General features: G+C 42.7%; 14 protein-coding genes. 9 read left to right on the plus strand and 5 right to left on the minus strand.

Translation table 11 applies throughout. The features are described from left to right. Positions 1 to 51 precede the first annotated feature (51 nt). Positions 52 to 780, plus strand: a complete 729-nt coding sequence (locus OCT63_RS04160; RefSeq protein WP_060469133.1) for a UTRA domain-containing protein — start codon at positions 52 to 54, stop codon at positions 778 to 780. Positions 781 to 897: 117 nt separating this feature from the next. Here the strand turns inward: OCT63_RS04160 and OCT63_RS04165 are convergent, their stop codons facing one another. Then, complete coding sequence (locus tag OCT63_RS04165) at positions 898 to 3,306, minus strand: response regulator (RefSeq protein ID WP_269983269.1); 2,409 nt, start codon at positions 3,304 to 3,306, stop codon at positions 898 to 900. An 88-nt stretch (positions 3,307 to 3,394) separates the two neighbouring features. Here OCT63_RS04165 and OCT63_RS04170 point away from each other — a divergent pair, with 88 nt between their 5' ends. Further along, positions 3,395 to 4,153: a substrate-binding periplasmic protein gene (locus tag OCT63_RS04170; RefSeq protein WP_269983270.1), complete on the plus strand. Its 759-nt coding sequence runs from the start codon at positions 3,395 to 3,397 to the stop codon at positions 4,151 to 4,153. A 211-nt stretch (positions 4,154 to 4,364) separates the two neighbouring features. On the opposite strand, the gene OCT63_RS04175 is transcribed toward OCT63_RS04170, so the two are convergent. After that, entirely contained in the window at positions 4,365 to 4,919 is a 555-nt protein-coding gene (locus tag OCT63_RS04175) for an NADAR family protein (RefSeq protein WP_161679581.1), read from the minus strand. Between the two features lie 190 nt (positions 4,920 to 5,109). Continuing rightward, positions 5,110 to 5,304: a PA3496 family putative envelope integrity protein gene (locus tag OCT63_RS04180; RefSeq protein ID WP_004732575.1), complete on the minus strand. Its 195-nt coding sequence runs from the start codon at positions 5,302 to 5,304 to the stop codon at positions 5,110 to 5,112. Positions 5,305 to 5,664: 360 nt separating this feature from the next. Between OCT63_RS04180 and OCT63_RS04185 the strand changes: the two genes are divergently transcribed. From OCT63_RS04185 to OCT63_RS04195, 3 genes are read left to right on the plus strand one after another with little or no spacing between them, the layout of a single operon-like run. Further along, the gene (locus tag OCT63_RS04185; RefSeq protein ID WP_269983271.1) at positions 5,665 to 6,489 is read left to right on the plus strand and encodes an ABC transporter ATP-binding protein; all 825 of its coding nucleotides are present in this window, start codon (positions 5,665 to 5,667) and stop codon (positions 6,487 to 6,489) included. Between the two features lie 9 nt (positions 6,490 to 6,498). Next, the gene (locus tag OCT63_RS04190) at positions 6,499 to 7,431 is read left to right on the plus strand and encodes an ATP-binding cassette domain-containing protein (protein ID WP_269983272.1); all 933 of its coding nucleotides are present in this window, start codon (positions 6,499 to 6,501) and stop codon (positions 7,429 to 7,431) included. Next, positions 7,428 to 7,910: a transcriptional regulator gene (locus OCT63_RS04195; protein ID WP_269983273.1), complete on the plus strand. Its 483-nt coding sequence runs from the start codon at positions 7,428 to 7,430 to the stop codon at positions 7,908 to 7,910. The genes OCT63_RS04190 and OCT63_RS04195 overlap by 4 nt, the downstream gene beginning before the upstream one ends. A gap of 391 nt (positions 7,911 to 8,301) precedes the next feature. On the opposite strand, the gene OCT63_RS04200 is transcribed toward OCT63_RS04195, so the two are convergent. Next, positions 8,302 to 10,281, minus strand: a complete 1,980-nt coding sequence (locus OCT63_RS04200; protein ID WP_060469141.1) for a replication initiator protein RctB domain-containing protein — start codon at positions 10,279 to 10,281, stop codon at positions 8,302 to 8,304. Positions 10,282 to 11,529: 1,248 nt separating this feature from the next. On the opposite strand from OCT63_RS04200, the gene OCT63_RS04205 reads away from it, so the two are divergent. From OCT63_RS04205 to OCT63_RS04220, 4 genes are all read left to right on the plus strand, one after another. Beyond that, positions 11,530 to 12,747, plus strand: a complete 1,218-nt coding sequence (locus OCT63_RS04205; RefSeq protein WP_017057700.1) for a ParA family protein — start codon at positions 11,530 to 11,532, stop codon at positions 12,745 to 12,747. Positions 12,748 to 12,752: 5 nt separating this feature from the next. Further along, complete coding sequence (locus tag OCT63_RS04210; RefSeq protein WP_060469142.1) at positions 12,753 to 13,727, plus strand: ParB/RepB/Spo0J family partition protein; 975 nt, start codon at positions 12,753 to 12,755, stop codon at positions 13,725 to 13,727. Positions 13,728 to 13,820: 93 nt separating this feature from the next. After that, positions 13,821 to 15,992 carry a GNAT family N-acetyltransferase gene (locus OCT63_RS04215; protein WP_269983274.1) on the plus strand — a complete coding sequence of 724 codons (2,172 nt, stop codon included), beginning with the start codon at positions 13,821 to 13,823 and terminating at the stop codon, positions 15,990 to 15,992. 387 nt (positions 15,993 to 16,379) lie between these two features. Then, positions 16,380 to 18,050 (plus strand): DUF342 domain-containing protein, encoded by a 1,671-nt coding sequence (locus OCT63_RS04220; RefSeq protein WP_269983275.1) that lies wholly within the window; start codon positions 16,380 to 16,382, stop codon positions 18,048 to 18,050. Between the two features lie 127 nt (positions 18,051 to 18,177). Here OCT63_RS04220 and OCT63_RS04225 read toward each other — a convergent pair whose 3' ends face one another. Next, complete coding sequence (locus tag OCT63_RS04225) at positions 18,178 to 20,292, minus strand: type I secretion system permease/ATPase (protein WP_060469145.1); 2,115 nt, start codon at positions 20,290 to 20,292, stop codon at positions 18,178 to 18,180. Positions 20,293 to 20,309: the final 17 nt, after the last annotated feature.

Genomic DNA, 20,309 nt, shown 5'->3' on the forward strand with positions numbered 1-20,309 from the left:
AACTCCATGGTTTACCTTATTAAGCACACGAACTTATGGACTAGATCAGCAATGAGAACATTGGGTACAGGGCACTCAGGGACACAGCTAGGAAGAATTAAGGCAAGTATTAGAGAGCAACTTCAATCCGGTATCTTCACCGAGGGGCAAAAGCTGCCCTCAGAAAGGGAACTCAGTGAACTGTTTTCCACCACACGAATCACACTCAAAGATGCGCTGGTGTCATTAGAAACCGAAGGCTTGATATACCGAGAAGAGCGCCGAGGTTGGTATGTGTCGCCCGAACGTATTCGCTACAACCCCTTGTCTCGTTCTCACTTTCATCAAATGATTCGGGAACAAGATCGCATAGCAGAAACACGACTGCTGAGCACTCGCACAGAGATGGCCGCGGGCAACTACGCCAAAGCATTAGAGATAGAACAGATCACCCCGATACACGTCATTGAGCGATTGCGCTTTATTGATGGCAGAGCGGTACTGTTCGTCGAAAACGTTTTGAAAGCGCCCCTATTTGAAAAGGTATTGTCGGAAAACCTCACTATGTCGCTGACAGGCATCTACCGAGAAAAATATGGCTACGAGACTAAACGATCGCGCTTTGATGTGATTCCAACTTCTGCTCCTGCGCATGTCGCCAAGGCACTGAACTTGGCTGAGGGTCAGCCTGTTCTAAAGATCTGCCGAGTGAACTACAAACAAGATGGTGAGTTGATGGACTGCGAATTGGAGTATTGGAGACCCGATTCGGTAGTGATTCATATCGACAGCATTGGTTAGTGCAATATTGATTAGAGAGGCTTTGGTTTGTGATGTACTAGTTAGCCCAAACAAAAACTCCGACGGATTAAGTCGAAGTTTTATTTTAACGGGTTTGCTTAGCAAGCCCCCCCTAACCTAGACAATTTTCTGTTCATGTTTGTTGGTTGATTCAGGAGCTTCAGACAAGAACCGCTCTACGATATCTCTCAACCTACCTTGATTGACAGGCTTTGATATAAACTCATCCATACCAACATCAAAACACAAATGCTTATCTCTCTCCACAACGTTGGCCGTGAGTGCGACGATAGGGATATGTTGTGAAGAGCCCTCCTCCAGTACTCGAATCTGCTTAGTTGCTTCGAAACCATCAAGAACAGGCATCTGACAGTCCATGAAGATCATCACGTAGTCATTGACTTTAAACTTCTCGACACCTACTTCTCCGTTGTCGGCAATGTCAACCTCAAGGCCCAGCTTCTTAAGCATCATCTTGGCTACTTGTTGATTCACTCTCGAATCTTCCACAACTAAGACTTTGCCACGAAAAGAGGCCGCGATCGCCGCTGGTTTTGGTTCTTCTTTGATTGGATCTTGTTTCTCTGCTTGTTTAGGTGGAACAGAGGCTGCTGATTTGGTTAATGGTACAAGTTCATTGTCTTTGAACTCGACCTCACCTCTGTTTGGATAGGTAAAAGTTGAGGAATCCACCGCTCTTGCGAGCACCTCACTAATGGTCCATTTAAGCTGGTTATCTTGATAAGGACGAGCAATGTAGGCTACAAACCCCACTTGTTTAGCGTGCACTTCATCTTGCTTTCTGGGATCGGCAGAGATCATCACCAACTTAGGGCATTCTTTACCAAAACGTTCTATCAAACGAGTAGCAAGCTGGAAGCCATCTATAGAAGGCATCACCTTATCAATAAGCACCAAGTCATAAGGTGCTGACTTGTCCATAGATTCTGAAACTAACTCAAGCGCTTGATTTGCCGTCTCACAACATTCAGATGCGACGCCAAAGGATTGAAGCTGTGTGGAAGTAATGCGCATGTTCAACTGGCTATCATCAACCAATAACACTGAGAGTTTGTTGAAATCGATACTGCTCTCATCGACGTCCAAACACGGATCAAAATCAGCAACAAAATAGAATGTACTTCCCTTACCCTCTTCACTAGTTAACTCTAATTGACTGCCCATCAAGCTAACGATCTTATCGCATATTGTTAGACCAAGCCCGGTTCCACCATAAATACGCGTGGTACTGCCGTCAGCTTGTTGAAACTTATCGAACACCGATTTTTGCTTGTCTTCTGCGATGCCGATACCACTGTCGATGACCTCAAACCTCACCCTTAGCTTTTGCTCAGGTTCGATCACTTGTTCTAAACGAAGCGAGAGCGTGACATGGCCATACTCAGTAAATTTGATTGCATTCCCCACTAAATTATTCAGCACTTGTCTTAACTGAGTGCCATCACCGATAACCATGGTTGGAATTTTAGGGTCAATCGCCAACTGGAACCTGAGCCCTTTCTGTTCAGCCTTCACTCTAAACGTCGATTCAACATCCGCGGCAATACCCATCATCTTCATTGGTTCTTGCTGCAACTCGAGGTGACCCGCTTCAATCTTCGAGTAGTCGAGAATGTCGTTAATAAGGTCAAGAAGTGTCAATGAAGAGGTATTGAGCATGTCGACATACTCTTTTTGTTCTTTAGGCATATCCATTTCAGAAAGCAGGGAGGAAAGACCGATAATTCCGTTCATCGGAGTTCGGATCTCGTGGCTCATGTTAGCAAGAAATTCACTTTTGTTTCGGTTGGCAACTTCTGCTGTATCTTTGGCTTTCACCAACTCTTGATACTGTTTACGGATACGCTCAATAGATTGGTTATAACTGACTTCTAGCGTGGATATTTCGTCTTTATATGTACATTCGGTTGGCGTTAAGTAGCGTGGCTTGTTGTCTTCTAATTGCTGTTGATTGATCTGATTAGACATGGTGATCAAGCGCTTTACGACGAGGTGATAAACGATGGTTAAACACACCAAAGATAACAGAAATATTTTAACGGCTTCAAAAGCTATCAATAACAAAACCTGCTCTTCAAAGTGATCAAAAATCATACCGAGGTCCGATTGCACCGTTAAAGTCGCAAGAGGGTAGCTTTTATCTCCCATCTGATGGACCATTTCCCATGACTGAGAATAAGACTGCTCAGAGGACATTTTCCCCAGTTCTAAAATTTTTTCATCGGGATTTTCAATGAGTAGGTAGCTTACAGAAGGTAGGCGTGAGATGCCCTCAGCTTGCACAAGTAATTGATCTCGATCTTCAACCCACAAGCTAGCCGTTAAACCGGAGAGGTAACCAGCTTTAACCTGTTCGATCTGAGAGCTGATAAAAGACACTCGGTTTTGATACTCCACATACAGCCCCAAGCCTGTCACGATGACTGTGAATAAGGTGCTAATGACGACAATTACCCCGATCAACTGTCGAGAGAGCCCAATATAGCGCTTTCCTTTTTTTACCATACAAAAATTACCACTATTGTTATCCCAGTAAACTACAATTACTCAACTAGTATAATAGTAGTCATTCATCAAATAACTAGGGAAGGTTATGAAAAAACATCTTATCTTTGCATCCATAGTGAGTTTGTTTTCAAGCAGTTATGCTTTTTCAAGCGAACCTATTCACTACTACATTATTGCGAGCCAAGCGCAACCTTTTCAGATCGAAACTGACGATTCATCTCACAGAGGAATCGTTTCAGATATTGTTAAGGCGGTATTCGATAGCAGCCAATATGAGATCAACTATCACACCTACCCTTTTAATCGAATGATCGATAAGCTCAATGTGAGAGAGAACCCCAACTGGTTAACCTACGGCAGCCCTAGCTGGGGAAACATCCAATCCGTTAACTTGTCGGAAGACCCGATTTACAATGTAAAACACGTGTTGCTCAGTAGCGGTAAAAAGCCGTTTGAGTTTAATACCATTGACGATTTAAGCGGAAAAGCAGTGGTATTGCTGATTGGCTTTGAGTATCCAAACTTAGAGCCTTACATCCAACAAGGTAAGCTCAACGAGATCCGAGTTAAAGATTACGCTGCCGCTTTTCGTGTCCTGAATCGAACACCAGGCGATACCGTGTTTGTGGAGATGGAATCACGAATCAAATACAACCTAAACGAGCAGAAGCTACGTATTGAGGACTACCAGATGCAAGGGTTTGGTTCTGTTATCAATAACTTCCCAATCCATTTGGCGTTCGACCCTGAGATGGATCCTAAGCTGCAATCTTTCATTAACCAACGTCTAGGTCAGATGAAAGACGATGGGCAACTCAATGACATTGTGCAGAGTTATTTATAACACCAGTACAATGTGTAGCTTTGGTAGCGTACTTTAGCGCCCTCTGATAACAAGTGTTCGTCAAAAATAGTGTTGTTACTAAAACAATATTCTCACCAAAACACTATTCACACCAAAACAAGAAAGGCCGCCCTGCTCAGCTTATATACCAAATTGCAGAGCGGCCTTTAAGGAACTGTCATTTACATAGGAGAGCTATTAGTGATTAATGCTAAGAGATCAAATGCAATTGTTGATTTCGAAGTTGTTGACGCACCTCCATCAAGATCTCGCCTAAACGGTTCTCGCCAGTTCCATCACCCCCGTCGCCCCAAAAGTGGTCTTTATGAGAATGCTCTTTGATCACTGAATCTCCAGTGTTAACAAGAAACAGCGCAAATCTGTGGTTCTGTCTAAACTTCTCGGTCACAATGAATTGCATGACTTCGACACGAATGTCATACCAATCTTCACGAACTTGCTCTTCATAATGTCGGCTCAAAGAGAATGCTTCAGCAGGAGTGCTGGCTTCAAAAATGGTATTGCGCAGCGCTTCAGAGGCAAATTTCATCGCTTGATAGTAGTGTTCACTGGTTGCCCAAACTTTATCATCAACTTTGATAGGACAAGCCGCAAAATTTGAAAGGTACCCGTTCGGATCTTCAGGTTCATAAAACAACACTTCTTTATTTTGGGACACAGAATTAGACATAGCCTTTTCCTTACCAAGGACATCACATATTTTTACTTCAACTTTAAAACTAGTGGCGTTGCATATTGCTGTCAAACGACTTCGTTCAAGAGTACGCCATGTGCGGTTTTTTAATCTGAAGGTCGTAACTTCAAAGAGGGAATAGCGAAGTGATACAGTGGGTTAGAGAGAAAATTTGTTGATTGAATATAGGTAGGAGTTAAAGAAAAATGGTTATAAATTAAAGGGTGGCGTTGTGCCACCCTTCTAAATGCAATGGAGATTATTAATGAATAAGGCCTAGTTCCCTCGCTTCTTCCAGACTAAAACCGCTTTCTCTGATTTCTCTTAGAGCTTCGATACGACGACGAGCTTCAGCAGACTTCATTTTCTTTTCTGGTTTGAAAGATACTTCTTCTTCAGCATCCCACTTATTTGCAATATTTGTCATTTCATCATGGTTGATAGAATTAATGGACATTTTTTCCTCCGAAACACCATGTAATGGACAAGTAATCTGTAGCAAATGTGATTTCGCTTGTTAAGAAGTTCTGTACTGAAATGTGATGATTCCGACGCTTCACAAACCTAATTAATAAATACCTCATTTAAACTTTGCCAAAGGCATTTTCTGCAATTACATTTAAAAAATTACCCATAATAAATATGGTTTGATCCAACTCTCATTTTCCTCTCTTTCAACTCTTCGTTTCTTCTGAAAATTCTTGAAATAACCCAAGATAAATTTCGAGGCACTTCATTCTTTTTGTGCTCATCGCTTTTACTAAATTCACTTCATGTTAATGATAATAGTTATCAATATCATAAGTGAGTATTTATCATGTCTGTGGAAAATTCGGATACACCACTTCTCGAAGTGAAGAATCTATGTGTCGACTACATCACCGACGACGGTGATTTCAACGCGGTCAAGTCCGTCAACTTTAGCATAGGCAAAGGCGAGATTTTTGGGTTAGCCGGAGAGTCTGGCTGTGGAAAAAGTACCATCGCGTTTGCCATTAACCGCCTGCATAAGCCGCCAGCTTTCATTTCTGGAGGTCAGATAGTCTTTGACGGACAAGATCTGTTGAACTTGTCGGACAACCATTTGAATACCTTGCGTTGGAGCGAGATCGCCATGGTATTCCAGAGCGCCATGAACTCGCTCAACCCCGTTTTAACCATCGAAGAGCAGTTTGCGGATGTGCTGCGTCATCATAAAGGCATGAACAATGAACAAGCCAAAGATCGCGCAGAAAAATTACTCGACCTAGTGAATATCCCACGTCACCGACTGACCGAGTTTCCCCACCAGTTTAGTGGCGGCATGCGCCAGCGTTTAGTGATAGCCATTGCTCTTGCGCTCAACCCCAAGTTAATCATCATGGACGAGCCGACAACGGCACTGGATGTGGTTGTACAGCGTGAGATCCTGCAACAGATACACCAACTCAGAGAGGAATTTGGATTCTCGATACTCTTCATCACCCATGACTTGGCATTAATGAGCCAACTGTGTGACCGCATTGCCATCATGCGTCACGGCCAAATTGTTGAAATCAATCAAGCCTATGAGATTCGTAACAACCCTCAACACTCCTACACCCAAAAGCTATGGAGTTCATTCCCGAATATTCACCAACAAACTCACGCTACGGCGTGCTAGGAGAGCTCTATGTCACAACCAATTATCCAAGTAAAAAACCTTGTCAAAGAGTTCACCGTGGGTGGTGGCTTTGGTAAAGAAGAAATATTCAGAGCACTGCATGGCGTGAGTTTCGATATCTATGCCGGAAAAACGTTGGCATTGGTTGGCGAGTCAGGCTGCGGGAAAAGTACATGTGCACGAATAATGACTAAGGTCTACCCAGCGACAGAGGGAGAGATCCTGTTCAATGGCAAAGACATCTCTCAGCTAAACTGCCGTAAAGATACTTTGGATTACCGCAGCCGCGTGCAAATGATATTTCAAGATCCATTTGGTTCCCTCAATCCAACTCATACCATTGAGCACCACTTAACGCGCCCGCTTAAGATTCATAAGCAAGTCGCCAGTAAATCAGCTCTAGAAGAGCGCCTAAAGGAGTTGTTAACGCTGGTGGAGTTACCCATCGAAACATTGGTGAAATACCCTCACGAGCTTAGCGGCGGCCAAAGACAGCGGGTTAACCTAGCCAGAGCGCTCGCGGTTGGAGCTGAAGTCATCCTTGCCGATGAACCAACCTCGATGTTAGATGTTTCAATTCGACTTGGCGTGCTCAATCTAATGCAAAAAATGAAGAAAGAGTTAGGAATTGGCTTCTTGTACATTACCCACGACCTCGCTACCGCACACTACATCGCAGAAGAGACAGCGGTGATGTACAAAGGCCAGATCGTTGAATGGGGAGCAACCCAGTCGATCTTAACGAATCCACAGCACCCATATACGAAACTGTTGATTTCTGCGGTGCCGGATCCCGATCTACCATTTGGCGAACTCGTCAAAAATGAGCCAAACTATTCCATAGACGCAGATCGTATTCGAGAACAGAGCAGTGAAATACAGCATAATATTAAGAAGATTTCTGATAATCACTTTGTAAAACAGTGGGATAACGTTGCATGAATGAGCTAGGCACTTGGTTAGACCGAATCGGAGATTGGTACAAAGACCGAAAGCATGATCAAGTGGAAATATTGGAACCTTTGATCTTAATGCCTCCAGATGCTCTCTGGGGGCCTTTGATCACGGATGAACAGAGCAAAGGCATCGCATGTTGGTTAGATGGATGCCTGAGGATCTTTGCTTTCTATCGAAACTCAGACGAAAACCCGCATCACCAAGAAAAAGCATATCAATACCTAATGTTTGCTTATGGCAAGCTTCAGGCAGTCTCTTGTGACACGAAAGCGGAACCGGACTTACAAGGATGGTGTACACAGCGAGTACAACACTTGTGTGTACTCGCTTTGGAGTTTGCTAATCAGCAACAAGAACCGCGCTGGCAACAAGAATCAGAAAAACTGATCGAATCGCATGTCCGCTTTATGGCCAGTCAGCTCCAGAACGATGATCAAGGCAGTGTTCAACGTCAACTTCATTGACCCGCCCTTTCTCGATCAAATATCAACTGATTAAGTGCTTTCCATCAAGCCGTATGAATCATGACAAACATGATCTAACCTTGATCATGCTTCATGGCCGAATTTTCCAATTCATTGAATTTTAATGATTAAGCGAATTTCAAACAAAAAAAAGCGAGTCCCTTGAGGAACTCGCAAAAATCTATTCAGTATGATGTAACAAAATATGAGCCAATCTATTAATCATAAGAAAGGACAAAGGTTGTCTATTCGGGATAAATAATAATCAACTAGGTGCGTTATATTGTCATCGCTTTGTCAGTATTAGGTGTGGTTATTATCAGCATCGAATGATGATCGACTTACCTATTCACCGCGACAAAAATTAGCTCGCCATTTATAATTATAGTGTCTAATGGCCTATCGCCATTTCATCAAGCGCTAGAAACACATTCTCGTCTAAATGACCTTCGTGTACTTGCTTGCACACTTTACGACGTACCGCCAAGCCAGAAATAAGACGTTCAATCGACAAGTGTCGATTGCTGGTACTATCGCGATCGTTGTATAGCTCAATCAGCTTACTCAGTGTTTCGTATGGGATAACATCCTCCCCTACCCTCAACCAATCAAGCTTCTCAATAAGCTCTGAGCACTCTTCTTTGATTGAGGCATGTGAGTGCCCTGTCATCGCTGATAAAGCCGTTATACTGCGTTCTAGAGCTTCTGCAGAGGTATATCTAGAGAGAGTAATCATGATCTCGTCAGCGTTGATCTCAACAGAGTGTTTACGCTGCTTCACTCGACGTCCCAATTTTCCTCTTGGCGACGGTGCTTTACGTTGAATGGGCTCAAACTCACCATCAATAATTTCAGAAAGCTCTTCCAATTTCTGCTTGGAAACCATCTCGTTGCGTAATGGGTTCGGTAGCGTTGGCGCCATATTGCGTTTACCGGCGTTGGTGGTACGCGCTCTTGAATAACGCAGTACTTCTTCCACGTTACATTTGATATCAACTTGATAGTCGGTCGTTTTGCCTTTTTCGATCAACGATGTGATCGTCAAGTGATAACCCCACAAGTTTACCAGGAAGGTATCTTCCTGCTCTCCAACTTCACCCAGTTTTCTAAGTTCGCGAATCAAATCCATAGAGAAGCGACGCCAATCGATGTTACGAGCTAGCTTCTGATTCAGTTCACTCAGTAACATGCAATCCGTATGGCGACGTGCCATTCGGCTTCTAAAGTAAGAATACATTTGGAAAACCAAGGTATGCTGCTTCAGAATTTCTGGCGGAAATAAGAAGAAGTAATCACGAGTCAATAACTCTTCGTAGAACGAAGGTTCCCAAACGAGGATGTAGAGATTCGGTTTAATACGAATTTCGCCGTCAGAGCCCTCTGTAGGCGCTTCTTCCGATGCAGTAATGGTTCTAGCTAAGAATCGGAAACGATCACTCTTAAAGCCTTCTGGCATGTTCTCACTAAGCCAGCGACCGGTCAGCTCATGCAGTTGGAAATCCGTAAATTCGATACGATCAATACTATCGCGGATCGAATCACGTGCAGGGCCACTGTCTTTCTTGCCGCGTAAAGACAAAATATCAGTGATGTAGAGTGGTGTTTTGTTCGGAGTGTGTTTCGCGTCTAGATGGTAATCATCTTGGTGATGATCATGGTACTGAACGGTTAGCGTAAATAACGCGAAAAGTGTCATCAGATCATCAACCGTCATAATATTCTTAGAAGATCGTGTCTCGATCACAGCTCGAGTACCAGAGATCGAAACCATCGATTTCTGGTAGCTCTTACGCGTTCTTGGTGGTGCTAGTGCCTGATCAATAATCCCAGCCCAATTTGTTGGAGAAACAATGAATTGATCGGCTTCGTCTTTCATCGTTGGTGGGGTATTAAGCCCATGTTCATTCAATAAACGTTTGTTTACTTTGGTTTGAGCAAGAGCTTTGGAACGCTTTTGCTTTTCATTTTGTTTAACACTTTCTGTAACTAGGCTAGTAGCGCCTAGTACCGATATCAATTGATTTGGGTTAACAAAGCGATGCAGCATGGTTTTACCCGCAAGGCCTTCTTCAAAGCGAACTGGAAGTTGTTTAAAAAGACCAATATTTACCGCCGCTCTTAACCTTTGTTGTAAGGCAGCACGAGTGACTTGACCATCGGTTGATTCAATAATCTCTGTGGTAGAGACATAACCATCTTTACTACTAAAACCACGAAGTGAAATTAAGTTAAGAAGTTCAACTATGCTCTTGGTGACACCTTTGAAGTGTTGGTATTGTTCTATCCATTCTACGGCTGTTTCTGATACCTCAAATAAATGACCATCTTTGTGGCTTCGTGCCTTAATTAACAATTTTTCTTCTGGTTTCATTTTTGATCCGTATCACACTAACCGTAATATCACTATAGTTCCTGAATGATAAAGAAAGAATGATCATAAATAAAGAGAATTTATTGGCTTTTAAATAACTGATCTTTTTGATTAATATGATCTTAAATGATTAAGTGATCTAATGATCTGGACCTGGATTTACTTATAAGCATCTGAATTAAAAGAATTAAAATAAATCCTTTTGGAAAGCATGATCATAAAGAACACGAAACTATGATCATTAAACCAAAGAAAGCATGATCACAAACAATCAGAACGATGATCATTAAGTCATTGTAAGCATGATCATTATTACTTAGAAAGCATGATCATTGTACTTGTACAGCTTATCCACAGCCTCAGATTGATCATGCTCTTGTTAGTCGACGGTGTGGATATTTTTAGCGGCTAGTTTATCGGAACAATGATCAAGTAAGTGTATTTTTCTATTGTTTACACTCTTACAAATGCAAAACTTAGTCATTATTGCGTGTTAGCTGCTCGCTATGATGCATATAAAGATAACTCGCGCTAGATAGGAAGCATGATCATGAAATTGTCATGTTTGTGTATTATTTATCTGTGCAGATTGAATTTCCAAGCTGTGAGCCTTGATAAGTCTTGAATCCCCATTACAAAAGCATTTGTCCGTAACTTAGCTCTCAAATTATATGCTTCCGGTACTACATTTACTTGATCATTTTTCCGTAAGTTGATCGTTTAGAACGAACATTAACTTGGATTAATATTGATGAGGTTATCCCTTGATCATGCTTCATAATATCGTCTTATCAATTATCAAGTCAGTGATGTACCCCATGATCATTCTTCCGGCTACTCTCCTCCACTCTTTATTTATGATGCTTAGTTGTTAGGTTTACTTCTCATTCGATTGACCCCTTTGTGATTTTTGCATTGCCTGGTTGAGATTCCTTCTATTTTTAATGCAACTAACACGAACCGTAATCTATGGTTGTATTTCAATCGTTCCGCTGTTTTCCCCTTTTAAATACATTTACATTGTAAATAAGTGATGCTGTAACATTTTAAATTTAATAAAGAAATAGCACGATTATGCATGGTAAAACGCCCATTTTTTGTGTTTGTTTAAATCGATGTTTCATCTAATTGTAATAACATAGTCTATTTTATGTGATTTAACTCATAAATGAATGTTCATGTTTTTGTTGGATTTGCTGTTAATTGCTGTACAATTTTATGATTAGTTAATCATTACGGAAACTGGCAATGAAAAGAGAACAAACGATCGATAAGCTCTATCAGCTGGCCGAACAAACTCAACAAGTTCAGGCTGACCGAATTGAGATTATTCTGGAAGAGCGAAGTGATGAACATTTTCCTCCAATGTCTAAAGCTATGATGGAAACTCGTTCAGGCTTAACTCGTCGAAAATTGGATGAGGCTATTACTAAGCTTGAAGCAGATGGTCACCAGTTTACAAAGAACAACGCTAATCATTACTCGATTTCATTGACTGAAGCACACATGTTGATGGACGCGGCTGAAGTGCCAAAGTTCCATCAACGTAAGCAGCATACAGACAACAAACCTTGGGTTATCAACGTACAAAACCAGAAGGGTGGTACGGGTAAATCAATGACAGCGGTTCACTTAGCGGCTTGTTTGTCTTTGAATTTAGACAAGCGCTACCGTATTTGTTTGATTGACTTGGATCCACAAGGTTCATTACGTCTGTTCTTAAACCCACAAATCAGTGGTGCAGAGCACGACAGTATCTATTCTGCCGTTGATATCATGTTGGACAACGTGCCTGAGGACCAAGATGTTGACCTAGAGTTTCTTCGAAAAAGCGTGCTCTTGCCAACTCAATACCCAAACCTTAAGACCATTTCAGCTTTTCCTGAAGATGCGATGTTTAACGCTGAAGCATGGCAAAGCCTTTCTCAAGATCAGTCACTTGATATCGTTCGTCTTCTAAAAGAGAAGCTTATCGATAAAATCGCCGATGATTTTGATGTAATTATGATCGATACTGGCCCGCACGTAGACCCTCTTGTGTGGAACGCAATGTATGCGTCGAACGCACTTCTGATCCCATGTGCTGCAAAGCGTTTAGACTGGGCTTCAACGGTTAACTTTTTCCAACACTTACCAACTGTGTACGAGATGTTCCCGGAAGATTGGAAAGGGCTTGAGTTTGTTCGTCTAATGCCAACCATGTTTGAAGACGACAATAAGAAGCAGGTTTCGGTTTTAACTGAAATGAACTACCTGCTGAATGACCAAGTAATGATGGCCACCATTCCAAGAAGCCGTGCGTTTGAAACTTGTGCCGATACCTACAGCACGGTGTTCGATCTTACGGTTAGCGACTTTGAGGGTGGTAAGAAAACTCTGGCAGTCGCTCAAGATGCGGTACAAAAAAGTGCTCTAGAATTAGAGCGTGTATTACATAGCAACTGGCCTTCACTTAATCAGGGATAACAAGAATGGCAATTAAAACATCTGACTTAAATGCAAAGCTATTTGGTAAAGCAAACAAGCGTCGCGTAGCAACGCCGCAGGAAGCACAAACCGCCGCTAAAGAACAGGCTCAAGTGATTGAGCTTTCTGTTGCTGGAGAAGACTTAGTTTCATTTGAACTAGTTCGAATCCCTGCTTGTGATGTAGAAACTAGAACGGTCGTTTTTGAGGATAATGCTCGTGAGCAGTCTTTCTTAAATGAACATGCGCTTTCTGATGTTCTTACAACATTAAAAGAGCGCGGTCAGCAATATCCAGCGGTTGGTCGTAAGAACAAAGATGGCACGATTGAAGTTCTTGATGGTAGCCGTCGTCGTATGTCATGTATTTTGGCTGACAAAGAATTTCTAATCTATGTTGCTGAAAACATTAACGGCGAACACGCTAAGTTCTTATCAGATGTCGCAAATGCTCATAAGCCTTTGTCTTTATATGAGAAGGGTAAAGAGATGCAAGCGAAGCTTGATAAAGGCGAAGCTGAAGATCAAAAGGCACTCGCGAAAATGTTCCAGTGCAGTGAAGCTTTGGTGAGTGGCGCATTGAAAGCTGCGGCTTTACCACTTGAGTTACTTCAAGCTTACCCAAATGTGAGTGATCTTGGTCGTCCTACGATTGTTAAGTTGCATAAACAATTTGGTGGGCTAGATAGTGAAAAACAACAAACATTACTGGCTAAGTGCAATGCTTCTGAAGGCTTTGTGTGGCAGAGAAGTGAAGCGCAAGGTGTTACTCGCTTAACTAAAGATGTCACTGAGACATTGGAAGGTTGGATTCTGGAGCTATCCCCTGCGCCTGCGAAGAAAGCATCACCAAAAGTAGAGTTTATTAAAGGCCGAGCTTCCTACAGCCGCAAAGGTTCAAACTTGGCATTGAACCTTAAGAAAATTGATGATGCAACAATGCAAGAAATATTAACTTTCGTGGAATCGAAGCTCAACTAAGTTGTCGATATTTTCTAATCACTCTAAAGCCGCTTTATGCGGCTTTTTATTTGGCTGTGATAAACTGTGTTTAGATGAATCTGGACGCTAACTATGACAAATCCAACCAACACTTTTCTGCACACACTGTCTGACATTGCCCACCATAACGATCACCGCTATGGCGTGGTCTTTAATGGTGATTTAGATTGGCAAAATACTTCTATTTCCACCTTCCTTCAAGATGCTAAATCTCAAACCATTTTCCAGCTTGGTGGCGTTCCTTTTGACGGTGTGACTCATGCATCGGTAAAAAAAGGTCAGCAACTTCTTGGCCGGGAATGCCATGTTCTTGTTTGTGACTTTAGAGAGCAGTTTGACGCGAACGGTTTTAGCGCTGCACTGGGTTCGTTAATTGGTGGCGGATTATTGTTGGTGCTGCCACCAAGCGTCGATAAATCTGAGTTCAACGGAAGTTCGGGGTTTGGTCAACGTTGGTTAAAAGGACACTTCGACAAACTGATCCCTGTTTCGCAGAGTGATGAAGCTTCGGGCGTCATGCAAGGTGCTAGCTTATTTCCTCCAAAACTGGATCGGAAAAATGATATTGGTCGATTTGAACAACAAAACACGGCGATTGAGTTGGTTAAAAAAGTTATGTTTGGCCGTCGGAAGCGCCCCTTGATTCTGACCGCCGATAGAGGTCGTGGAAAAAGTTCGACACTTGGTATTGCGGCGTCACAGCTTTTGGTTGAGCGCCATGGGTTAAATATTATTGTTACAGCACCTACTGTTAGAGCCATCGAGCCCGTTTTTTCTCATGCGCTACAGCGACTCGACGCTTGCGAATTGATTAACGCTACCCACATTAGCCATCAAGGTGGAAGCTTAAGGTTTGTTGCGCCAGATGAATTACTCAAATCTAAGCCTGATTGCGATCTGTTGTTGGTTGATGAGGCGGCTGCTATTCCAATCCCTATGCTCAAATCTATGGCTGGTATTTATCATCGTTTGGTTTTTTCAACTACGGTTCACGGATACGAAGGCAGTGGGCGAGGGTTCGGAATTAAGTTTGAGGCTTGGCTATCGGAACATCGCCCGGGTTGGAAGGGGTACAAACTTGAACAACCCATCCGATGGAACAATAACGATCCACTAGAGTGTTGGCTGTTTGACTGCTTCCTGCTTAGCAACGATGTTCCGCCTAGTGATTTGGTTGCTAGCGATATTGCTAATTTAGGTGATGTTTCTGGTGATGCAATGAGTCACTTAAACTTGATCAAGTTGTCAAAAGCCGATTGTTTGATTAACCCAGTAAAGCTTCAACAGTGCTTTTTTCTGTTAGTTGACGCTCATTATCAGACGTCACCCAATGACTTAATGCAGTTTCTTGATAATCCTGCAATTCATTTGTACGCAGTATGGCTACAAGGTGAGTGCTTAGGTTGTATGTTGGTGACGGAAGAGGGTGGGTTAGATAAAGATTTGATTGCTCAGATTCAAATTGGAAAACGCAGGCCTCAAGGACACCTTGCTCCTGTATTACTGGCAAACCAACTTGGCTGCAGAGAAGCGGCGACTAGTCGCTGCCTTCGAGTGATGCGCATTGCAGTTTCAACTCGTCATCAAGGTCTGGGCATTGGCCGTTGGATGTTGGCTAAATTATCAGAGCAAACCAGCCAAGCGGATTATCTAGCGACAAGCTTCGGTGCCACTAGTGAGTTGATTTCATTCTGGCGCGATAACGATTTTGTACCTGTTCATATTGGCCACCAGCGCGATCAGGCAAGTGGCTGTCACTCGGTACTAATGGTTAAACCGCTTCACGGAAATGCTCGGGCTTGGATTAAGCAACTGCAAAGCCATTTTGAAAATAGTTATTGTTTTCTCGTGTCGGGTTCTTTGTCTTCTCTTGAAGTTGATATGGTACGTGCATTATTGCCTAAGAGTGTACGTGCATTATTGCCTAAGAGTGTACGTGCAGTGAGCGAGTTGGAAATTCAATTAGTCAGGAATTATGTAGAGGGCGGCAATAGTTATGACAGTATTGGCTTTAGCGTATTGAAATTAATTTTGCTAGATAACGCTCGTGATTCCGTTGGTTTTCAAGCCCCGTCTTTTAGAGTTCAAGACTCTGCTGTTTCTGATTTACTCATCGCAAAGGTTGTGCAACAAAAAGAGTGGGGGACTTGTATCGACCAATTCAATCTTGTTGGGCGCAAGCAAGCCGAGATTCAGTTTCGACAAGATATCAATTTTCTAGTGTCAAATTTACACTGTAAATAGAGGGGCTGAATTTTAAATTGATTTACAGTGTAAATTTGAATAAGAGATTTACACTGTAAACTAAGCATCAATATAGGTGTCGCGTTAAACTGTATTGGTGTTTTTTATCTTTGTCAAAATCACCAACCTTGCTACTCCGGCTCCGCGCTTATCAATTGCTATTTTGGTTAGGCAGCCTGTTCACGTGGTTGCTTGCCAACGAAACCTGCCTCTCTTTATCTGTAATAGAGGAGCGAATGATTAAATAGCTCAATATTATTTATAAGTCATCTTTGCAGAATCAAAAGTAAGTGATGTAACGCTGATTATTCAAGTGTGGTGATTTTAAGGTTAGAACGAATTATATAGACTAATTAATAACTGAGTCATTAGGGATACTCAATTCGAATGTGGGATAAAATCGTTACATTATCAGAAGATAAGCAACAAGTGATTGCGTGTCTTCCGTCGGGAATAGTGGTTGACGCAAACTTTGACAACAAGACACTATCACCAGCCTTGGAAGCGTTAGGCGCATCTAACTATTTTATTTTCGAAGAAGAGGTGTTGCGTTTTGTTGTTCTTGCTAAAGAAGGCAAGGGTGAAGCGTACGAAGGCGTTTTGATTGCCGAAGTTCGTAATGCAAGTGTTGCGGTTGAAGTGTCTGATGATGAGATGCTCGCCACTCTTGTGGTTACTGGGCCATATAATGGGAACGTATTACGTGGCAGCGACATCATTCACAGCTTAGCTCAGGCACACATAACAAAAGGCATTAATAAGCTAGCGCTCAGAAAAGTGCTGATGATGAGTGGCAAGCTTAAGCCTGGTGAAAAGTTTACTCAGCCAGTAGCGAAGGGCACTCAACCCGTGAAGGGGAAAGATGCTAAGTTTACCGCTTTGGTTGAAGATATTACCCGCCAAGTATTGAAACCTCATAGTGAAGATGTTGGCAAGATTGATATGCGAGATTTGGGCGAGACTATTACCGTTGGTAAAGATGACCAATTGATGAAGCGAACGCCAGCCACCAAAGGTATTGCTGGTTTTACGGTCCAAGGTCGAATTATCCCACCGCTCCCAGGACAAGATATTTTAATCAAACCTGGAAAGGGCACTTATATTTCTCCTGACGATCCCAATTTATTATTGGCTTCATACTCTGGTTTACCCATTATCAAAGAACGAACCATTGAAGTCGATGACGCCCTGTGTATTAGCAATGTTGATGTATCAACCGGACACGTTAAATTTAAAGGTAATGTGTTTGTTTCTGGAAATATTGAACCGGGGATGATAGTTAAGGCAACGGGAAGTATTACTGTCGGTGGTTTTATCGAATCGGCAGAAGTTCAAGCTCAAGGAGATATTAAAGTCGCGAAAGGAATTATTGGCCACACGACCAAAGAGGGCGATCCTAAAAGCTGCAAGGTATTTAGCAAAGGCTCCATCACCGCAAGTTATGCGCAGAATGCGGAGCTACAAACGGTGAATGATATTCGACTTGGCGTACATAGCATGAGTAATGACATTCGATGTGGCAAGAATCTTATCGTGATGGATGCTTTGAAGAAGCACGGTACACTCAGTGGCGGTGCTGCTAAAGTCGGCGGAAAAGTGGAATGTGTTTTCTTAGGGGTTGAGGGAGATACCGCAACCAAGGTTCACGGCTTTGCACGTTACGATGGATACCGACAAAAGATAGCCGAGTTGAAGGAAACCTATAAACACGCCCAAGAACAAACCATGGATGTGATTCGCCAAGAGCTAGAATTCAAAAAGCAACCAAAAGCTGAGAGAAGCGAAGAGCAAGCGTTGACCATTGAACAGCAACGAGAAAAGAACAATCACGCGATTGAAAGCACCAAGTCACAGCTGGACACGCTAGAGGCAGAATTTGAAACAAACCTTGCTGAGTGTACAGTCGAGGCTCATGAAAAAGTATATACCCGAGTCACGATTCAGTTTGGTGATGAGACGGTCACAACCAAACGAACGCATGGCGGAAGTGTCTTCTCATTCAATCAATACGAGATCCAATGTACGTTCAAGATGGAACAAGAAGATATCTCCTTGTGACTGAACACTGCTGAATAAGGCAGATTTACTTTTCTATCTAATTGAATAAATAAAAAGAGGGAGCTGATGCTCCCTCTCTTTATTTTTACTTATGTCTTAAATTTTGGGTCGTTTATTTGAGACCGGCTTAGCTTGCTGCTCTTACTTTTCCTTGTTTGAGGTCTGACAAAACTTGCGCTTTTGGACCATCGGCAATAATGCTTCCTTTTTCCATGACAATCACTCTATCTACAATGTCCAACATTGAAGTCTTATGAGTGATTAGAATCAAGGTCTCACTTGGTAACAATTGGCTAAGCTGATGCTTGATGTGCATTTCTGAGCGGTTATCCATGGCACTGGTTGGCTCATCCATCAATAAGACCGGTGGTCGTCCTAGGAAGGCTCTAGCAATCGCGACAGATTGACGTTGGCCACCTGATAGCAATCCTCCCCCCTCGCCGACCTGACGCTCTAGCCCAGCAGGATCTTGCTGAGTAAAAGCTGTCACACCTGCACGATTAGCTGCATCCATCACATCACGGTCATCCACCAAAGGACGCCCCAAGGTAATGTTGTCTCTTACTGAGCCATAAAATAGATTACTGTCTTGTGGTACACAGCCTATATTACGTCGTACATCGACATGGTGTAGTTGTTCCATATCTGTGTCATCAATACGGACATGGCCCTCTGTGGGCTTGTATAGGCCCATAATCAGGCGCTCTAAAGTCGTTTTACCTGAACCAATACGACCAATAATGGCCACTTTTTCACCTGGAGTGATATTCAGAGTCAAATCCCTTATAGAAGCCATTGGAGCGTCTGGGTAGTGGAAAGTCACTTTGTCTAGCGCAATATGACCTTGAATAATAGGACGGTGAATATAACGCTTACCTTCTTCTTGCTCGTCTGGCATCGACATTACTTGTTCGATCAAGGTCATCGATGATTTTGCTTGGTTATAACGAGTTGAAAGTAGTGATAATTGGACCAGAGGACCAATCGCACGACCACTCAACATCGTTGCTGCAATCAATCCACCCATGGTGAGTTCACCTTCTGCAATTAGGTACACACCAAAGATGATCATCCCGACATTGGTACTTTGCTGAACAAAGCCAGCGGTGTTTTGGATACTGTCGGTAATGCGGCGACTTTTAATGTTCCAATTCGCCATGTGAGCAACGGCTTCTTCCCAACGGAATTGAAACTGGCTTTGAGCACTGAACAGTTTAACGGTTTCTAGTCCTGCCAAACTCTCAATCAAGTTCGCGTATTTTTGAGAAGCGAGACGAGAGCCTTCTTCTATCGTGCGACGCAATGGGCCCTGGATTAACAGTGCATAGATGACCAGAATGACTACACCTGTGACAGGAACAAACACAAGGTTTCCTGCCATCAACCAGATTAAAGCCAAAAACATGATTGCGAAGGGTAAGTCGATTAACGAGCCGATGGTTGCAGAGGTGAAGAACTCACGAATTGATTCGAACTCTTGCAGATTTTTTGCGAAAGCGCCAACAGAAGCTGGTTTTGCTTCCATACGAATGCCCAATACTTTACTGAATAATTTTGAGGAAATTAGGATATCGGATTTTTTACCAGCGACATCAATAAAGTAGCTTCGCATTAATTTTAAAAGCAGGTCAAAAAGGAAGACCACAAAAATACCGCTCGCCAACACCCAGAGCGTTTCAAATGCGAGGTTGGGCACCACTTTGTCGTACACCAAACGCGTGAACATTGGCGCAGCAATGGCGAAGATGTTGATCAGAATAGAGGCGATCAACACATCACGATAAATGTTTTTAGACTCCCAAATGGTGCTCCAAAACCAGTGTCCTTTACGAGTCTTTAACACTTCGGGTGATCGTTCGTCATAGCGAAACTGTTTCTTTACTAGGAAGTAACGACCAATGAACTGCTCTTTCAGCTCTTCGACAGGAATGATGATAGGCACCATTCCACTCTCCGCTGTGATAATTTCAGCTTCTTGTTTTTCAATGTCGATACTGTTGAGAACGCATGCCTCGCCTTGCTTTAGCAATAGAACGGCAGGCAGAATCAGGTGAGGGATATTTTCTAAGTCGGAGCGGTTCTCTTTTGCCACTAACCCCGCACGTTCAGCAGAACGTGGAAATAGGAAAGGGGTTAGCTTACCGTCTGATAGTGGCAGCCCATTGATCAACGCTTCGGGTGAGTTAGCTAATCCGTAATATCGGCTAACGTAGATCAGTGAGTTTAATAGTGGATCTTGCATGCGATATAACCCTTACA

The organism is Vibrio sp. RW, from assembly GCF_027587105.1.
GTDB lineage: Bacteria > Pseudomonadota > Gammaproteobacteria > Enterobacterales > Vibrionaceae > Vibrio > Vibrio toranzoniae.